The organism is Trujillonella humicola, assembly GCF_046233715.1.
Taxonomy (GTDB): Bacteria; Actinomycetota; Actinomycetes; order Mycobacteriales; family Geodermatophilaceae; genus Trujillonella; species Trujillonella humicola.
Genome location: NZ_JBJNRJ010000001.1, coordinates 132,026 through 148,553, shown reverse-complemented (window position 1 = coordinate 148,553; position 16,528 = coordinate 132,026). Strand labels below are relative to the sequence as shown.

Genomic DNA, 16,528 nt, shown 5'->3' with positions numbered 1-16,528 from the left:
GTCAGCCCTCGGCGGCCAGGAGCTCGGCCGCCCGCTCGCCGACCATGACCGCGGTCGCCGCCGTCCCCCGCGAGGGCACCGCCGGCAGCACCGAGGTGTCGGCCACGCGCAGGCCCGCCACCCCGCGCACCCGCAGCCGCCCGTCGACGACCGCGCCGGTGTCGCTCGCCGGCCCCATCCGGGCGCCGCCGCACAGGTGCACCGCCGTCCCCAGGTGGCGGCCGATCCAGCCGTCCAGAGCGGCGTCGTCGGCCAGGACGGCGGCCGACAGCTCGTCACCGGGCGGGCCGTCGGGGACCCCGAGGGCGGCCAGCGGCGCCGTGCGCAGCAGGTCTGCGGCGAACCGGACGCCGGCCCGCATCCCGGCCCGGTCGCCCGTCGAGGACAGGTAGCCGTACACCAGGCGGGGCGGCTGCTCCGGGTCGGCCGAGCGCAGGGTCAGCCGACCCCGGCTCTGCGGCCGCAGCAGCGAGACGCCGAGGGACAGGACGCCGTCGTCGGCCGGGGCGGTCCGCCACGCGGGGAGCAGCGCGGCGAAGGAGCGGAACCACGGCAGCACCTCGATGCCCCCGGGCGCGCCGTCGGGTGCCGCGTGCAGCACCTGCTGCAGCGGGAGCCCCGGCGGCGCGGGGAACCCCGGCACGGGACGCCACGGCACCTGCAGCATCGGGTGGTCGCCGAGCCCCTCCCCCACCCCGGGGACGTCGGCGACGACGGGCAGACCGAGCGCCCGCAGGGTGTCCGCGGCACCGATGCCCGAGCGCAGCAGCAGCTCCGGCGACCCGACCGCCCCGGCGGCCAGCACCACCTCCCCGGCCCGGACGGTGCCGGCACCGGTCACCACGCCGACCGCGCGGCCGCCCTCCACCAGCACGCGCGCCACCCGCACCCCGCCGCGCACGGTCGGACCGGGCTGCCCGCGCAGGTACGCGGTCGCGGTGCTGACCCGGAGCCCGCCGACGGCGTTCGACGGGAGCGGCCCGCAGCCAGGGGCGCCGGCGCCGTTCTTGTCGGGCTCGGCCGGCACGCCCAGCGCCGCCGCGGCAGAGGCGAAGGCCTCCGCCGGCTCGTAGCCCGGGGCCGGGCGGGTCACCGGGATCGGGCCGTCGGCGCCGTGCAGCGGCGAGCCGCCGAACTCGCGGTCGGCCTCCAGCCGGCGGAACGCCGGCAGCACCGCCGCCCAGGCCCATCCCGGCACCCCCCAGCCGTCGCAGTCGGCCGGCGTCGCGCGGACGAAGTAGCAGCCGTTCACGGCGCTGGACCCGCCGGCGCCGCGGCCGCGCACCACCGACCGGCTGACCGTGGGCGTGAGCTCGGTCGGCACCTCCACCGCGGCGGGCGAGCCGGGGACGGCGGCGCGCATCGTCGTGGCGTCCCGCGTCTCCGGCGGCGGCTCGGCCGGGCCCGCCTCCAGCAGCAGCACCGTGCGGCCCGCCTCGGCCAGCCGGGCGGCCAGCACGCAGCCGGAGGTTCCGGCACCCACGACGACGACGTCGGTCTCCGTGGGAAGGCGGCCCGTCAACTGTCGGCCTCCCCGCAGGGGCCCGGCGCGAGCTCGCGAGCGGTGGGGGGCGGGGAGGTCCTTCCTCGCAGCACGCCCGGGAGGTCGAGCCGGCGCACCTTGCCGGTGGAGGTGCGGGGGAGCTCCGCGACCGGGTGCAGGCTCTTGGGCCGCTTCGCCGGCGACAACCGCTCCCGCGCCCACGCCGCCAGCCCGGTGGGGTCGGCGTCCCCCACGTAGGCGGCGACCACCCGCTGCCCCCAGTCCTCGTCCGGCACCCCCACGACGGCGCTCTCCACCACGCCCGGGTGCGCGTCGAGCACCGCCTCGACCTCGGCCGGGTACACGTTCACCCCGCCGGAGATGACGAGGTCCTCCCGGCGGCCGTCGAGCCACACGAGGCCGTCGTCGTCGACCCGGCCCAGGTCCCCGACGGTGGCCCGGTCGCCCCGCCAGGCCGCGGCGGTCTTCTCCGGCGCCCGCCAGTACTCGAAGCGCGCCCAGCGCGGCACCGCGCACCACAGCTGACCGCGCTCGTCGGTCTCCAGCGCCCGGCCCGGCCGCGCCCGGCCGACGCTGCCCGGGGAGGCCAGCCAGTCCTCGGGGGAGCAGACGGTGAACTGGGCCTCGGTCGAGCCGTAGAACTCCCACACGCTGCCCTCGGGAGCCGCGTCGAGCACGGCCCGCTTGACCGGTTCGGGGCACGGCGCCCCGGCGTGCACCAGCCGGCGGAACGAGGCGAGGTCCGCGCCGTGCCGCAGCAGCCGCTGCAGGTGGGTGGGCACGCAGAACGTCGTCGTCGGCCGCTCCCGCGCGATGACGGCGGCCGCCCGCGCGGCGTCGAACGGGCCCGGCAGCAGGACCTCGCCGCCGGCCAGCAGCGTGTGCACCGCGAACCGCAGCGGCGCCGAGTGGTGCAGCGGGGAGAGGACGACGTGGCGGTCGCCGGGGCCGAAGCCCCACAGCTCGATCTCCTCGGCGGCGAGCGCGCGGGCGTCCTCCTCGGCGAGCACACCCGACCACACGCCCTTGCGCCGGCCGGTGGTGCCGGAGGTGTAGTGCATCGGCCGGCCCAGCGGGACGGCGGCCAGGTCGGTCTCCGCCGTGCCCTCCAGCAGCCGCTGCGGGTCGGCCCCGACGTCGAGAGCGGGGTCGGCGTCGGTGGCCAGCGCCGCCCGCTCGCCGGCGGGCAGGGCAGGGTCGAGCACCACCGGGACCACGCCGGTGCGCAGGGCACCCAGGACGACGGCCAGCAGCGCCGGCGAGGCGGCCGCCGAGACCAGCAGCCGGTCCCCGCGCCGCAGGCCGGCCGCCGCCAGCGCCGCCGCCGCCCGCCGCTGGTCGCGCTCGCTGTCGGCGGACCGCACGACCGGCACGGCCGTCATGCGGGGCGGACCTCGTCCCCGGCCACGACGAGCCGGCCCTCGGCGGCCAGCTTGTCCAGCATCGACCGGGTGGAGGCGGCCGCGGCCGGCCACACCTCCCGCGGCACCGCCGCGTAGATGGTGGCCACCAGGTCCTCGACGCTGCGCGCGCCGGCGTCGACGGTGGCCAGCACCTGCGCCTCCCGGAAGGCGCGGTGGGCCAGGTAGAAGTCCAGCACCGCGAGCGGGTCCTCGGTGAGCTCGGGCCCGTGCCCGCAGTAGAGGGCGCTCGGGCCCAGGTCGTGCACCCGGCGCAGCGACTCCAGATAGGCCGCGACGTCCCCCTCCGGGTGGGTGACGACCGAGGTGCCGCGGCCGAGCACGTGGTCGCCGACGAGCACCGCGCCGGAGTCGACCCGGAAGGCCAGGTGGTCGGCGCAGTGGCCGGGCGTGGCGACGACGTCCAGCGCCGTCCCGGCCAGGCGCAGGCGCTCGCCGGGCTCCAGCACCCGCCCGCCGGGGCCGGCGACCCGTGGGTCGGCGGCTGCCACCTGCGCCCCGAACCGGGCGCCCCAGGGGAGCGCGGCCTCGGCGTGGTCGCCGTGGTGGTGGGTGACGAGGACGGCGACGCAGCGGGCGCCGCGGGCGGCCAGCGCCTCCTCCACGGCGGCCAGGTGCGCCGCGTCGTCCGGTCCCGGGTCGACCAGCACCGCCTGACCGCTTCCGGGCTCGCCCACGACGTAGGTGTTGGTGCCGTCGAGCGTCATGCCCGAGGGATTGGGCGCCAGCACCCGCGTGACGAGCGGCTCCAGCTCGGCGGTGCGCGGCATCGAGCCCGGGCCGGGGAGCCGCCAGGCGAGCCGTGGGTCCAGTGGTGCGTCCACGACGGGGGACGCTATCGGGGCGACCGGCGCGCCGCGTGACCGGCGGCTAACGTCCCTGCTCATGCACGCCCTCCGACGCCTGGCCCGCCCCGCGGTCGCCACGGCCGCCGCCGTCCTGCTGCTCTCCGGCTGCGGGGGTGACGACGACTCCGGCAGCACGGCGTCGACCACGACCCCCGCGTCCCCCACCACGTCGTCGCCGGCTACGTCCGGTACCCCCTCCGGGACGGCGGGGGGCTCGGCCGCCGACGACGAGGTCGCCGCCTTCTGCGCCCAGGCCGAGGAGTTCGTCGCCTCCCTGGGTGCGGTCGACCCGACCGTCCCGGAGAGCATCCCGCCGGCGCTGACCGAGGCCTCGGCCGCCTTCGACGCCGCGGAGCCCCCCGCCGAGATCACCGCGGACTGGGCGGTGCTCGGGGACTCCCTGCGGTCGTTCGCCGACACCGCCAACACCGTGGACCTCGCGACGCCCGAGGGCGGGCAGGCGCTGGCCGACGCGGCCACCGAGTTCCAGAACGTCTTCACCGGCCCCTCCGGGACCGCCGTGGACGAGTACATCTCCGGCAATTGCACCTGATCCGCTCCTGACCGACGACGGCGGCCCGCCACCCCGTGCCGGGGTGGCGGGCCGCTGTGCTCGGTGCCGGGATCAGCAGCCGCTGATGCTGACCCCCCGGGCCCGCAGCCACGGAGCCGGGTTGACCGCGCCGGAGTGCAGGGCGCCGCCGGGGTGGACCTCGAAGTGCAGGTGCGGGCCGGTGGACTGACCGCGGTTGCCCACCTCGGCGATCTGCTCCCCGGCGGTCACCCGCTCGCCGGCGGACACGAAGTACCGGTTCACGTGGCCGTAGACGGTCACCGCGCCGTCGTCGCCCTTGATGTACACGGCGTAGCCGAAGCCGCTGGCCGTCCCGGCCCGGGCCACGACCCCGCTGTGCGCGGCGTAGACGGGGGTCCCGATGGGTGCGGCGATGTCGATGCCGTTGTGGGTCGTGCCCCAGCGGGCGCCGAAGCAGCTGGTGGTCCGGCCCGAGGTCGGCTTGACGTAGGGGCCGCTCCCGCCCGAGCTGCCGGCCGAGGAGCTCCCGCCGGACGAGGCCGCGCTCGACTGCGCCTGGTTCTGCGCGGCGGCCGCCGCGGCGGCGGCCTCACGGGCGGCCCGCTGCGCGGCCGCGGCGGCCGCGGCCTCCTCGGCGGCCTTCTGCTGCTGCCACTGCTGGTAGGCGTCACGGGCGCCCTGCAGCTCGAGCAGCCGGATCTCGGCGGCCTGCAGCTGCCGCTCGTACTCCGCCCGCTGGGCGGAGACCTCGCCGTACGCGGCCTGCGCCGCGGCGACCTGCTGGTCGGCGGCCTGCTTGGCAGCGGCGGCCTGCGCCTCGGCGGCGGCCATCTGGTCGCGGGCGGCACGGGCGGCGGACTCGGCGTTGGCCTGCTCCACCCGGGCGAGCTCGAGGGAGTCCAGGACGTCGACCTGGGTGTCGCCGACGTACTCCAGGAGGGCGGCCCGCTGCACCAGCTCGCCCGGCCCGTCGGCGTCCAGCAGCGCGCGGGTGGTGGTCAGCTGGCTGCCGCTGATGTAGCTGTCGCGGGCGAGGGCACCGATCCGGGCGCGGGCGGCGGCGACGGCGTCCGCGGCGGCCTGCAGCTGCGCCGCGGCCTGCTCGGCCGCGGCCTGGGCGAGCTGCAGGGCCTCCTCGGCGGCCATGTAGGCGGTGCCGGCGGCCTCGGCCTGGACGTTCATCCGCTCCAGCTCGGACTCGGCGCCGGCCACGAGCGCGGCGATCCGGCCGACCTCGGCCGCCGCGGCGTCCTGCGCGGCCCGGGCGTCGGCGAGCTGACCGTCGGAGGGGTTCGCCGGCGGGGCCGGGACGGCGACGGCGGGGGCGGCGGCACCGAGGAGTGCGGCACCGGTGACCAGTGCGACGAGGGCGGACCGCAGGCCGCGGGGACGGCGGGTCGCCCCGGTCGCGATCGCGCGTGCCCGGCGACGGGCAGGGCCCTGCAGCATGCTGTCGCTCCCTGGGGAAGAGGGGTCGGCGTGAGCCGGGTCCGGCAACGGTCCGGTGACGTGTCGTCACGGGTGTCGCGCCCGTTCACTCCTGTCCCTCCTTCTTTCGTCACCCCCGCGGGTGACCTTGAGGGCTTCCGGCCGGATTTCTCCCGGAACGTGCGCCGCCCCGGCCCCGTCGCAGGGATCCGGCGCGAGCTCGCGAGCGGCGGGGGCGGCGGGGCCCCTTCTCTAGGCTCCGGGCGTGGACGTCTTCGGCTCCGGGCACGAACAGGTCGTCTTCTGCTCCGACCCCGGGTCGGGCCTGCGGGCGGTGATCGCGATCTACTCCACCGCCCTCGGACCGGCGCTGGGCGGCACCCGCTTCCACCCCTATCCCACCGAGGAGGCGGCGGTCGCCGACGCGCTGGCGCTGTCCAAGGCGATGGCCTACAAGAACAGCCTCGCCGGCCTCGACCTCGGCGGCGGCAAGGCCGTGATCATCGGGGACCCGGGCACCGGCAAGACCGAGGCACTGCTGCGCGCCTACGGCCGGTTCGTGGAGGCGCTGGGCGGGCGCTACCTGACCGCGTGCGACGTCGGCACCTACAACGCCGACCTCGACGTCGTCGCCCGGGAGACGCGCTTCGCCCACGGCCGGTCGCTGGCCCTCGGCGGCTGCGGAGACTCCTCGGTGCTCACCGCCTACGGCGTGTTCCAGGGCATGCGGGCGGCCGCGCAGCACCGCTGGGGCGCCCCGACGCTCGCCGGTCGGCGGGTCGCCGTCGCCGGCGTGGGCAAGGTCGGGAGCTGGCTGGTCGACCGGTTGACCGAGGACGGCGCCGCCGTCGTCGTCACCGACGTGGACGCCCGCGCCGTCGAGCGCGTGCAGGCCCGTCACCCCGGCGTCGCCGCGGTGGCCGACACCGCCACCCTCGTCCGCACCCCGGCCGACGTGTACGCCCCCTGCGCCCTGGGCGGCGCCCTGGACGACGAGACGGTCGCGGCGCTGGAGGCCGAGATCGTCTGCGGCGGCGCCAACAACCAGCTGGCGCACGACGGGACGGCGGAGCAGCTGCTGCGGCGCGGCGTCCTCTACGCCCCCGACTACCTGGTGAACGCCGGCGGTGTCATCCAGGTCGAGGACGAGCGGCACGGGTTCGACTTCGCGCGGGCCGAGGCGCGGGCGGCCGGCATCTTCGACACCACGCTGCGGGTGCTGCGGGCGGCCGACGCCGACGGCGTCTCCCCCGCCGTCGCGGCCGACCGGCTGGCCGAGGAACGCATGCGCTCGGTCGGCCGGCTGGCCGCGATCCGGCTGCCGCACTGAGTCGCTGGTCACACCTGCCGGCCGGAAGGCCCCCGGACGGGCGACCGGGAGGGGAGGACGTGTGCCCGCCGTCGTCCGGTGTCGTAAGCTCGGTCGAGACACAGTCACTCAGTCGGGGTCGCCACGCGGGCCGCTCAGCCCGGAGCTGGGCTCCCGTACTCCGTAACGAGGGGGTCGAGCCGATGGGGCGCGGCCGAGCGAAGGCCAAGCAGACACGCGTGGCCCGTGAGCTCAAGTACAGCTCACCGAACACCGACCTCTCCGCGCTTCAGCGCGAGCTGGCCGGTTCTCCGTCGACCTACACGCCGCCCGCGGCGAAGGACGACGACGAGGACGACGACGAGTACGCCGACCGCTGGGCGGACGACGACTCGGACGACGACTGGGCCGCCAGCCGCTGATCGGCGGGTAGGCCTGACGTGCACCGCCGCCCCTCCGGGGGCGGCGGTGTCGTCGTGTGCCCCGGAGCGCCGGGGTGCAGCGGTGCCTCCGGCAGCGGCGGTGCGTCGCGCCCGGAGGCGTCCTCCCTCACCGCGCGTCCGCCTCCCGGCCACGACGGCGGAGGACCCGCCACGACGAGATCAGCCGACCGCGGCCGACCGGCCTCAGCGGTAGGTGCCCACCAGGCGGGCGGCCGCCGGCTCCCCGGTCGACCCGACCGTGCCGGCGACCCAGGCCGGGACGCCGCGCCGCTCCAGCAGTGCGACGGCGCGGTCGGCGGCCTCGGGAGCGACGACGGCGACCATGCCGACGCCGCAGTTGAACGCCCGCTCGGACTCCTCGCGCGGCACGCCGTGCTCCTCGAGCAGGCGCACCGCGGCCGGCAGCGCCCAGGTGCCGCGGTCCAGCACCGCCTCGGCACCGTCGGGGACGACCCGCACGGTGTTGCCGGCCAGCCCACCGCCGGTGATGTGCGCGAGCGCGTGGACCCCGTCGGTGCCCAGCTCCGCCACCAGCGCCAGGCAGTCCAAGGCGTAGATCCGGGTCGGCTCGAGCAGCACCTCGCCCAGCGGCCGGTCGAGGCCGGCGGGAGTGGCGCCGAGGTCGAGCCCGGCCTCGGCCACGACGCGGCGGACCAGCGAGTAGCCGTTGGAGTGGAAGCCGGAGGAGGCCATGGCGACGACGACGTCGCCGGGCCGCACCCGCTCCGGACCCAGGACGGCGTCGGCCTCGACGACCCCGACGGCGGTGGCGGCGAGGTCGTAGTCGTCGGGCGCCATGAGGTCGCCGTGCTCGGCGGTCTCGCCGCCGACCAGCGCCGCCCCGGAGCGGGTGCAGCCCTCGGCGATGCCGGTGACGATGGCGGCGATCCGCTCGGGCACCACCCGCCCGCAGGCGACGTAGTCCTGCAGGAACAGCGGCTCGGCGCCGCAGGCGACCAGGTCGTCGACCACCATCGCCACGAGGTCGATGCCGACGGTGTCGTGCCGGTCCAGCTGCCGGGCCAGGGCGATCTTCGTGCCGACGCCGTCGGTCGAGGACGCCAGCAGCGGGCGCCGGTACCTCCCCACGTCGAGCGCGAACAGCCCGGCGAACCCGCCGAGCCCGCCGACGACCTCGGGCCGGTTGGTGCGCTCGACCGCCGACCGCATGAGCGTGACGGCGCGCTCGCCGGCGTCGATGTCGACGCCGCTGGCGGCGTAGGTGAAACGGCCCTCGGTCACGGCCGGGTCAGCGCGTCGTCCGCGCCGCCGGGCACGGTGGCGCTGCCGGCCTGCTGGCCGGTCCAGCCGGTCACGGCCCGCTGCCCGTCCGGGCGCGGCATCGGCGTCCGCTCGATGCCCTCCAGGAGGTGCTTGCCGAGCACCTCCGACTCGCCGAGGGCGATCGGGTACTGCCCGGTGAAGCAGGCGGTGCACAGCCGCGTGGCCGGCTGCTCGGTCGCGGCGATGAGGCCCTGCTCGGACACGTAGGCGAGGGAGTCCGCGTTGATCGAGGCGCGCACGCCGTCGACGTCGAGCCCGTTGGCGATCAGCTCGGCGCGGCTGGCGAAGTCGATGCCGTAGAAGCACGGCCACTTCACCGGCGGGGAGGAGATGCGGACGTGCACCTCGACCGCGCCGGCCTCGCGGAGCATGCGGATCAGCGCCCGCTGGGTGTTGCCGCGCACGATCGAGTCGTCGACGACGACCAGCCGCTTGCCGCGGATGACGTCGCGCAGCGGGTTGAGCTTGAGCCGGATGCCCAGCTGGCGGATCGTCTGCGAGGGCTGGATGAACGTGCGGCCCACGTAGGAGTTCTTGACCAGGCCCAGGCCGTAGGGGATGCCGCTGGCCTCGGCGTAGCCGACCGCCGCCGGGGTGCCCGACTCCGGCACCGGGATGACCAGGTCGGCGTCGGCCGGGTGCTCCTTGGCCAGCCGGCGGCCGATCTCCACCCGCGCCGCGTGCACCCCGCGCCCGCCGATCGTGGTGTCGGGGCGGGCCAGGTAGACGTACTCGAAGACGCAGCCCTTGGGCTGCGCGACGGCGAAGTGCTGGCTGCGCAGCCCGTCCCCGTCGATGGCGATGAGCTCGCCGGGCTCGACCTCGCGGACCACCGAGGCGCCGACGATGTCCAGCGCCGCGGTCTCGCTGGCCACGACCCAGCCGCGCTCGAGCCGGCCGAGGACCAGCGGGCGCACGCCCTGCGGGTCGCGGGCGGCGTAGAGCGTGTCCTCGTCCATGAAGGTGAGGCTGAAGGCGCCGCGCAGCTGCGGGAGCACCTCCATCGCGGCGGCCTCCACCGAGAGGTCCGGGCGGGCGGCGATGAGGGAGGTGACCAGGTCGGAGTCGGTGCTGGCGCTGAACGCGCCGGGGACGCCGGCGTCGGCGGCCCTGCTGGCCAGCTCGGCGGTGTTCACCAGGTTGCCGTTGTGGCACAGCGCCAGGCCGGTGCCGGCGCCGGTGGTCCGGAACGTGGGCTGGGCGTTCTCCCACGTCGAGGAGCCGGTGGTCGAGTACCGGGTGTGGCCGACGGCGAGGTGCCCGCGCAGGCTGCCCAGCGTGGCCTCGTCGAAGACCTGGCTGACCAGCCCGAGGTCCTTGTAGACGACGACCGAGGCGCCGTCGGAGACCGCGATGCCGGCCGCCTCCTGCCCCCGGTGCTGGAGCGCGTACAGGCCGAAGTAGGCGAGCTTGGCGACCTCCTCACCCGGCGCCCAGACGCCGAAGACGCCGCAGGCGTCCTGGGGACCGGGAGCGTGGGGGTCGAGGTCGTGCGTCAGCCGTCCGTCACCGCGAGGCACTCGTCCGACAGTACCGGGGCCCCGGCCGCGGCGGGTGAGCGCCAGGGGGATCCCCACCACATCGTCACCCGACCGGCGCGCCCGCCGGCCGTCCCCGGAGTCCCTGGCCCTCGGCGTGCGGGAGGGGCGGCACTGCCGCGGTGCCGACTCGACTGCCGCGGTGCACCGCGGCAGTCGGGGCGGTCCGGCGGCAGTGCCGCGGCGCCGGTCCGGGCGGAGGCGCGGTGCCCGCCGCTCAGGAGCAGCGGCCGGCCGCGACCAGCCGCGGTCAGTGGACCGTGCGCAGCTCCGCGGCGATGGTCGTGTCGTCGCCGTGGCCGGTGCGCACCACGGTGTCCCCGTGCAGGGTGAGCAGCTTCGACCGGATCGAGGTCAGGATCGTGGGCTTGTCGCTGAACGACCGGCCGGTCGCTCCGGGGCCGCCGCAGAACAGCGTGTCGCCGGTGAAGACGGTGTTCAGGTCCGCGGAGTACAGGCAGGTGCTCCCCGGGGAGTGGCCGGGGGTGTGCAGGGCGCGCAGCGTGCTCCCGGCGATCCGGAACTCCGTGCCCTGGGTGAGGTCGCGGTCGGGGTCGGCGGCCGGCTGGGACGCGCCGTAGACCATGTCCCACAGCATCCGGTCGGCGGCCGGGAACCAGATCGGGGCGTCCACCGCCTCGCGCAGCGCGACCGCGGCGGTGATGTGGTCGTTGTGCCCGTGGGTCAGCACGATCCCGGCCACCTCCCGCCCACCGACGGCCTCCACGATCGGCTCGGGCCGGTGCGGGGCGTCGATGACCAGCACCTGGGTGTCGTCGCCGACCAGCCACACGTTGTTGTCGACGTCGAAGTCCTGCCCGTCGAGGCTGAAGACGCCGCTGATGACGGTCTTGTCGATGCGGGCGCCCATGGTCAGAACACCACGACCGAGCGCAGGACCTCGCCCTTGTGCATCTTCTCGAACGCCGACTCCACCGAGTCCAGGCCGATGGTCTCGGAGACGAAGTCCTCGAGCGGGAACCGGCCCTGCAGGTAGAGGTCGGTCAGCATCGGGAAGTCGCGGCTGGGCAGGCAGTCGCCGTACCAGGAGGACTTCAGCGCCCCGCCACGGCCGAACAGCTCGATCATCGGCAGGGTCAGCTGCATGTCCGGCGTCGGGACGCCGACCAGGACGACCCGGCCGGCCAGGTCGCGGGCGTAGAAGGCCTGCTCGAACACCGCGGGGTGGCCGACGGCGTCGATGGCGACGTCGACGCCGAAGCCGCCGGTGGCGGCCCTGATCGCCTCGACGGCGTCGGTCTCCTTCGAGTTGACGGTGTGGGTGGCGCCGAACAGCCGCGCCCACTCCAGCTTCCGGTCGTCGATGTCGACCGCGACGATCGTGCTCGCGCCGGCGAGCTTGGCCCCGGCGATCGCGGCGTCCCCCACGCCGCCGCAGCCGAACACCGCGACCGTCTCACCACGGCGCACACCGCCGGTGTTGATCGCCGCGCCCACACCGGCCATCACGCCGCAGCCCAGCAGACCGGCGGCGGTCGCCGGGGCCTGCGGGTCGACCTTGGTGCACTGGCCGGAGTGGACCAGCGTCTTCTCCACGAACGCGCCGATGCCCAGCGCCGGGGACAGCTCGGTGCCGTCGGTCAGCGTCATCTTCTGCGCGGCGTTGTGCGTGTCGAAGCAGTACTGCGGCTCGCCCTTGAGGCAGGCGCGGCACTGACCGCACACCGCCCGCCAGTTCAGGACGACGAAGTCGCCGACGGCGACGTTGGTGACGCCCTCGCCGACCGCCGCCACCGTGCCGGCGGCCTCGTGCCCGAGCAGGAACGGGAAGTCGTCGTTGATGCCGCCCTCGCGGTAGTGCAGGTCGGTGTGGCACACCCCGCAGGCCTGGACGTCCACGACCGCCTCGCCCGGGCCCGGGTCGGGCACCACGATCGTCTCGATGCTGACGGGGGCTCCCTTGCTGCGGGCGACGACGCCCTTCACCTCGTAGGCCATGCCCCGAGCCTAGGAGCACCGCGCGCCGGCCACCCCTCGCGGTCACCGGCGGGGACGCCGGACCGCGGCCGGTTCGCGCGCCGCCTCCGACAGGCGGCGGAACCGGAGCGGCCGTACCGTCCCTGACGGCCCGTGACCGGTGTCACGGGCCGCCCGCCCGGGGCCCCCGGGAGCCCGACCGGCGGAGGTCAACCCGTGGCAGTGCCGAGCTTCCTGGCGCGCGAGCGCATCGTCGCCCGCCCCGGGTTCAACCGGTGGCTGATCCCGCCGGCCGCCCTGGCCGTGCACCTGTGCATCGGGCAGGCCTACGCGACCAGCGTCTACAAGACCGCCCTGGTCGAGGACTTCGGCACGAGCCAGACCGCGATCGGGGTCGTCTTCTCGATCGCCATCGTCATGCTCGGCCTGTCCGCCGCCGTGTTCGGCACCTGGGTCGACCGCAACGGACCGCGCGCGGCGATGTTCACCTCGGCCTGCTTCTGGGTGTCGGGCTTCCTGGTGGGCGGTCTGGGCATCGAGACCGGTCAGCTGTGGCTGCTCTACCTCGGCTACGGCGTGCTGGGTGGCATCGGCCTGGGCATCGGCTACATCTCACCGGTCTCCACGCTGATCAAGTGGTTCCCCGACCGGCCCGGGCTCGCCACCGGCATGGCGATCATGGGCTTCGGCGGGGGCGCGCTCATCGCCTCCCCGCTGTCCCGCCAGCTGATGGGTTTCTACGACCCGGCCTACGACCCGGGCACCACGGGCTCGGTGCCCGACGGCGGTGCGGTCAGCGCCCTGTTCTTCACCCTCGCCGCCGTCTACCTCGTCTTCATGATGTTCGGCGCGTTCATCGTCCGCGTGCCGGCCGAGGGCTGGCGGCCCGACGGCTGGGACCCGGCGTCGGTCGGGCAGAAGGCGCTGGTCACCACGGAGAGCGTCTCGGCGAACAACGCCATCCGGACGCCGCAGTTCTGGCTGCTGTGGGTGGTGCTCTTCTGCAACGTGACCGCGGGGATCGGGATCCTCGAGCAGGCCAGCCCGATGATCCAGGACTTCTTCCGGAACGGGGACTCCTCGCTCGTGGCCGCGACGGCGGCCACCGGCTTCGTCGGCGTCCTCTCGCTGTTCAACATGGCCGGGCGCTTCGTGTGGTCGTCCACCTCCGACTACATCGGCCGCAAGCCCATCTACATGATCTACCTCGGCGGCGGCCTGGTGCTCTACGTCCTGCTGGCGACGGTCGGCAGCAGCGCCACGTGGCTGTTCGTCCTGCTGGCGGCGGTCATCCTGTCGTTCTACGGCGGCGGGTTCGCCACCATCCCGGCGTACCTGCGCGACCTGTTCGGCACCTTCCAGGTCGGGGCCATCCACGGCCGGCTGCTCACCGCCTGGTCGGCCGCCGGCGTCGCCGGTCCGCTGATCGTCAACGGCGTGCTCGACGCGCAGGGAACTCCCGGGCAGCTCGTCGCGGCCGACTACCGGCCGGCGCTGTTCATCATGGTCGGCCTGCTCGCCGTCGGGTTCCTGGCGAACCTGATGGTGCGACCCGTGGCCGCCAAGTGGCACGAGCCGAAGTCCTCCACCGGCGCCGGGAGCGCCTCGACCCCCGAGCGGAGCGCCACCCGATGAGCTCGTCCCCCACCTCCCAGGACGGTCGGCAGCCCACGCACACGCCGACCGCGCTGGTCGCCTTCGCCTGGACCCTGGTCGGCCTGCCGCTGGCCTACGGGCTGTACCAGACGGTCAGGACCGCGGTCTCCCTGTTCACCGGCTGACCCGGCGCCGCACGGGCGACTCGTAGCGGCTCAGGATCCGGGGGTCGGCGAGAGCCGCCGCGGCGCAGGAGCCGATCCGGCCGTCGCGGTCGTACATCCACGCCGTCCCGGCCCCGATGCCCTCGGCACCGACGTGGCCGGAGGACTCCAGGCCGATCCACTCCCCGCGCGGGTCGCGGGCCAGGTACAGCGTCACGTCGGCGTTGATGAACTCCAGGCCCGAGGCGCCGGAGTTGCCCAGCGGGTTGGCGAAGTCGGCCATCAGCGCGGCCCGCACCATCGGCGTCAGGGGCTCCCCCGCCACGAACTCGGTCCGCTCCCGCAGCCACACCCGACCCCGGCGGCCGTTCCAGTCGTCGATCCGCCGGATCTCGAACGACATCGGCCCGCCGGTGGCCCCCTCGACGGCCTCGGGCGGCGGGACGTCCCACGGCTCGGGGGCCCACGGCTCCCCGCCGGGGTGCTCGGAGCGGCGCAGCAGCAGCGCCGAGCCGCGGACCACCTCGACCCCGCCGTCGACGATGCTCACGTCGAACGACGTCAGCCGCCGGCCGTCGCGGACCCGCCGGGTGAGCACCCGCAGCGGGCGCATCGGCACCGGGCGCACCATGTCCACGGTCAGCCGGGAGAGCTGGAGGCCGGGGTCCGGGCAGTCCCGCTGGACGCCCCACGCGACCAGCCCGCCGACGTGGTGGCCGTTGACCATCGCGTCGGACCAGGGACTGCGGGCCGGCGCTGCCGGCACCAGCCGGTCGCCGTCCGGGGTGAACGACGCCTCCATGACACCTCCGGGGAGCCGAGCAGATGACGCCGCACCCTCGCACGGGGCGCTCGGGCCTCCGCGCCCGGCCGGCACGGGGCTACCCCGGTCCCGTCCGCGCGGCCCGGTCGGCCCGGGCGGCGACCTCGGCGAAAGCCCGGCGGAGCGGCGGCGGGCCGAGCACCTCCACGTCGGCGTCGAAACGGATCAGCGCACCGACCAGGCCGGCCCAGGACCACGAGCCCATGCGGACCCGGCAGCGCCCCGGTCCCAGCGGCTCCACCGTGGCGTCGCCGGCGAAGGGGACGACCTCCGGGGCGGGCCGCTCCAGCACGACCTCCCCCGTGCACGGCCACCGGTCGCCGCCGGCCGATCCGCGGAACCTGCCCTCGAGGAAGCGGGCGACGTCCCCTCCCGGGACCTCGCGCGGGAGGAAGCGCGGGCCGTCCGGGGTGCGCAGCGTCATCCGGTCGGCCCGGTAGACGCGCCAGTCCGCCCGGCGGGGTTCCCAGGCGACGACGTACCAGCGCCCGCCGCGGGCCACCAGGTGGTGCGGCTGGGCCTGTCGCGGTGCGGGGACGTCGTCGCCGTCGTCGGGGTCCCCGCCGGGTGCCCGGTAGTCGAAGCGCAGCTCCGTGCGGGTCCGGATGGCGGCGCCGACGGCCACCAGGACCGCGGGCGCGGCCTGCGCTGCCCGGTCCCGGCCGACCGCCGTGACCTCGAGGGCGTCGATGCGGTGCCGCAGCCGCTGCGGCATCACCTGCCGCAGGGTGCCGAGGGCCCGGCCGGCCGCCTCCGCCACGCCGGCACCGGTGCTCCCGACGGCCGCGAGCGCGACGGCGATCGCCACCGCCTGCTCGTCGTCGAACAGCAGCGGCGGGAGCTGGGTGCCGGCCTCCAGGCGGTAGCCGCCGTCGGGTCCCTTCACCGCCCGGATCGGGTACCCCAGCTCGCGGAGCCGGTCCACGTCACGACGCACGGTGCGGTCGCTCACCTCCAGGCGCTCGGCCAGGAGCGAGCCGGGCCAGTCGCGGCGGGCCTGCAGCAGCGACAGCAGCAGGAGCAGCCGGCGGGACGTCGTGGGCGCTGAGGTCGTCGGCACACCCGCAGTGTGCGGCAGGTAGCGGACCGACCCTGTCCTGTATCTCTGCGAGCGTTCCTCCTCGACGGCCGGGACGTCCGGCGGCGCGAACGAGGAGCACAGACGATGACGGTCCAGACGACCACCCACCTCAACTTCACCGGTCAGGCCCGCGAGGCCCTCGAGTTCTACGGATCGGTCTTCGGCGGTCAGGTCGTCGTCGTCACCTACGGGGACGCCGGGATGCCCGCGGACCTCCCCGACGCCGGCCGGGTGCTGTTCGGCCAGGTCGTCACGTCGACCGGGTTCGGGATCATGGCCTACGACGTCCCCGGGGCGCCGGCGTCCGACGGCCTGGCGGGGGTCGCCGGGTCCACCCGTCGCCAGGAGTTCCGCACGCTGACCGACCGGCCCTTCTTCGTCTCGGTCCGGGGGGAGACCGTCGACGAGGTCGGCGCGCTGTGGGAGCGGCTCGCGGTCGGCGCGGAGGTCCTCGACGCCTACGGTCCCTCGCCGTGGGCCCCGGCCGCCGGCATGCTGACCGACCGGTTCGGGGTCACCTGGATCCTCGACGTCGCCGCGCCGTACGCCGGCTGACCGCCTCGACGAGATCTGCACACTCGCCGGTATCAGCGGCTGATGGCGACGAGTGTGCAGA

The 16,528-nt window shown here is 75.9% G+C and carries 16 protein-coding genes; 6 read left to right on the top strand and 10 right to left on the bottom strand.

Annotated elements, in window-relative coordinates; translation table 11 throughout:
• Position 1: 1 nt before the first annotated feature.
• The 3 genes from mftG to ACK586_RS00730 are packed head-to-tail and all read right to left on the bottom strand — an operon-like array spanning position 2 to position 3,749.
• A complete protein-coding gene (mftG, locus tag ACK586_RS00740; RefSeq protein ID WP_409328546.1) occupies positions 2–1,522 on the bottom strand; it encodes a mycofactocin dehydrogenase MftG in 1,521 nt (506 codons plus the stop codon).
• The gene (locus ACK586_RS00735; protein WP_409328545.1) at positions 1,519–2,886 is read right to left on the bottom strand and encodes a class I adenylate-forming enzyme family protein; all 1,368 of its coding nucleotides are present in this window, start codon (positions 2,884–2,886) and stop codon (positions 1,519–1,521) included. The genes mftG and ACK586_RS00735 overlap by 4 nt, the downstream gene beginning before the upstream one ends.
• Positions 2,883–3,749 (bottom strand): MBL fold metallo-hydrolase, encoded by an 867-nt coding sequence (locus tag ACK586_RS00730; protein WP_409328544.1) that lies wholly within the window; start codon positions 3,747–3,749, stop codon positions 2,883–2,885. The genes ACK586_RS00735 and ACK586_RS00730 overlap by 4 nt, the downstream gene beginning before the upstream one ends.
• Positions 3,750–3,810: 61 nt before the next feature.
• On the opposite strand from ACK586_RS00730, the gene ACK586_RS00725 reads away from it, so the two are divergent.
• Positions 3,811–4,326, top strand: a complete 516-nt coding sequence (locus ACK586_RS00725) for a hypothetical protein (RefSeq protein WP_409328543.1) — start codon at positions 3,811–3,813, stop codon at positions 4,324–4,326.
• Positions 4,327–4,398: 72 nt separating this feature from the next.
• Here ACK586_RS00725 and ACK586_RS00720 read toward each other — a convergent pair whose 3' ends face one another.
• The gene (locus tag ACK586_RS00720) at positions 4,399–5,757 is read right to left on the bottom strand and encodes a M23 family metallopeptidase (protein WP_409328542.1); all 1,359 of its coding nucleotides are present in this window, start codon (positions 5,755–5,757) and stop codon (positions 4,399–4,401) included.
• A 244-nt stretch (positions 5,758–6,001) separates the two neighbouring features.
• On the opposite strand from ACK586_RS00720, the gene ACK586_RS00715 reads away from it, so the two are divergent.
• Both ACK586_RS00715 and ACK586_RS00710 read left to right on the top strand, forming a co-directional pair.
• Positions 6,002–7,066 carry a Glu/Leu/Phe/Val family dehydrogenase gene (locus ACK586_RS00715; protein ID WP_409328541.1) on the top strand — a complete coding sequence of 355 codons (1,065 nt, stop codon included), beginning with the start codon at positions 6,002–6,004 and terminating at the stop codon, positions 7,064–7,066.
• Between the two features lie 182 nt (positions 7,067–7,248).
• Positions 7,249–7,467, top strand: coding sequence for a DUF3073 domain-containing protein (locus tag ACK586_RS00710; RefSeq protein WP_409328540.1), 219 nt, complete (start codon positions 7,249–7,251; stop codon positions 7,465–7,467).
• A 204-nt stretch (positions 7,468–7,671) separates the two neighbouring features.
• Here ACK586_RS00710 and purM read toward each other — a convergent pair whose 3' ends face one another.
• The 4 genes from purM to ACK586_RS00690 form a co-directional block, all read right to left on the bottom strand.
• On the bottom strand, positions 7,672–8,730 hold the full coding sequence (gene purM, locus ACK586_RS00705; protein WP_409328539.1) for a phosphoribosylformylglycinamidine cyclo-ligase: 1,059 nt from the start codon (positions 8,728–8,730) through the stop codon (positions 7,672–7,674).
• Positions 8,727–10,292 carry an amidophosphoribosyltransferase gene (gene purF, locus ACK586_RS00700; protein WP_409328538.1) on the bottom strand — a complete coding sequence of 522 codons (1,566 nt, stop codon included), beginning with the start codon at positions 10,290–10,292 and terminating at the stop codon, positions 8,727–8,729. Before purF ends, purM begins: the two co-directional genes overlap by 4 nt.
• 268 nt (positions 10,293–10,560) lie before the next feature.
• Entirely contained in the window at positions 10,561–11,181 is a 621-nt protein-coding gene (locus tag ACK586_RS00695; protein WP_409328537.1) for an MBL fold metallo-hydrolase, read from the bottom strand.
• A 2-nt stretch (positions 11,182–11,183) separates the two neighbouring features.
• Positions 11,184–12,269 (bottom strand): S-(hydroxymethyl)mycothiol dehydrogenase, encoded by a 1,086-nt coding sequence (locus tag ACK586_RS00690; RefSeq protein ID WP_409328536.1) that lies wholly within the window; start codon positions 12,267–12,269, stop codon positions 11,184–11,186.
• A 195-nt stretch (positions 12,270–12,464) separates the two neighbouring features.
• Between ACK586_RS00690 and ACK586_RS00685 the strand changes: the two genes are divergently transcribed.
• Both ACK586_RS00685 and ACK586_RS00680 read left to right on the top strand, forming a co-directional pair.
• Complete coding sequence (locus ACK586_RS00685) at positions 12,465–13,883, top strand: OFA family MFS transporter (protein ID WP_409328535.1); 1,419 nt, start codon at positions 12,465–12,467, stop codon at positions 13,881–13,883.
• The gene (locus ACK586_RS00680) at positions 13,880–14,029 is read left to right on the top strand and encodes an MFS transporter small subunit (protein ID WP_409328534.1); all 150 of its coding nucleotides are present in this window, start codon (positions 13,880–13,882) and stop codon (positions 14,027–14,029) included. The genes ACK586_RS00685 and ACK586_RS00680 overlap by 4 nt, the downstream gene beginning before the upstream one ends.
• Here ACK586_RS00680 and ACK586_RS00675 read toward each other — a convergent pair.
• On the bottom strand, positions 14,019–14,810 hold the full coding sequence (locus ACK586_RS00675; protein WP_409328533.1) for a thioesterase family protein: 792 nt from the start codon (positions 14,808–14,810) through the stop codon (positions 14,019–14,021). The two genes, ACK586_RS00680 and ACK586_RS00675, sit on opposite strands and share 11 nt — an antisense overlap.
• Positions 14,811–14,889: 79 nt before the next feature.
• The gene (locus ACK586_RS00670) at positions 14,890–15,891 is read right to left on the bottom strand and encodes a helix-turn-helix transcriptional regulator (RefSeq protein ID WP_409328532.1); all 1,002 of its coding nucleotides are present in this window, start codon (positions 15,889–15,891) and stop codon (positions 14,890–14,892) included.
• Between the two features lie 105 nt (positions 15,892–15,996).
• On the opposite strand from ACK586_RS00670, the gene ACK586_RS00665 reads away from it, so the two are divergent.
• The gene (locus ACK586_RS00665; RefSeq protein ID WP_409328531.1) at positions 15,997–16,467 is read left to right on the top strand and encodes a VOC family protein; all 471 of its coding nucleotides are present in this window, start codon (positions 15,997–15,999) and stop codon (positions 16,465–16,467) included.
• Positions 16,468–16,528 lie beyond the last annotated feature (61 nt).

Bases quoted from the DNA above. Each gene is read 5' to 3' on its own strand.
- ACK586_RS00735 (WP_409328545.1), bottom strand. From the start codon at position 2,886: ATGACGGCCGTGCCGGTCGTGCGGTCCGCCGACAGCGAGCGCGACCAG.
- ACK586_RS00725 (WP_409328543.1), top strand. From the start codon at position 3,811: ATGCACGCCCTCCGACGCCTGGCCCGCCCCGCGGTCGCCACGGCCGCC.
- ACK586_RS00720 (WP_409328542.1), bottom strand. From the start codon at position 5,757: ATGCTGCAGGGCCCTGCCCGTCGCCGGGCACGCGCGATCGCGACCGGG.
- ACK586_RS00710 (WP_409328540.1), top strand. From the start codon at position 7,249: ATGGGGCGCGGCCGAGCGAAGGCCAAGCAGACACGCGTGGCCCGTGAG.
- ACK586_RS00695 (WP_409328537.1), bottom strand. From the start codon at position 11,181: ATGGGCGCCCGCATCGACAAGACCGTCATCAGCGGCGTCTTCAGCCTC.
- ACK586_RS00690 (WP_409328536.1), bottom strand. From the start codon at position 12,269: ATGGCCTACGAGGTGAAGGGCGTCGTCGCCCGCAGCAAGGGAGCCCCC.
- ACK586_RS00680 (WP_409328534.1), top strand. From the start codon at position 13,880: ATGAGCTCGTCCCCCACCTCCCAGGACGGTCGGCAGCCCACGCACACG.
- ACK586_RS00675 (WP_409328533.1), bottom strand. From the start codon at position 14,810: ATGGAGGCGTCGTTCACCCCGGACGGCGACCGGCTGGTGCCGGCAGCG.
- ACK586_RS00665 (WP_409328531.1), top strand. From the start codon at position 15,997: ATGACGGTCCAGACGACCACCCACCTCAACTTCACCGGTCAGGCCCGC.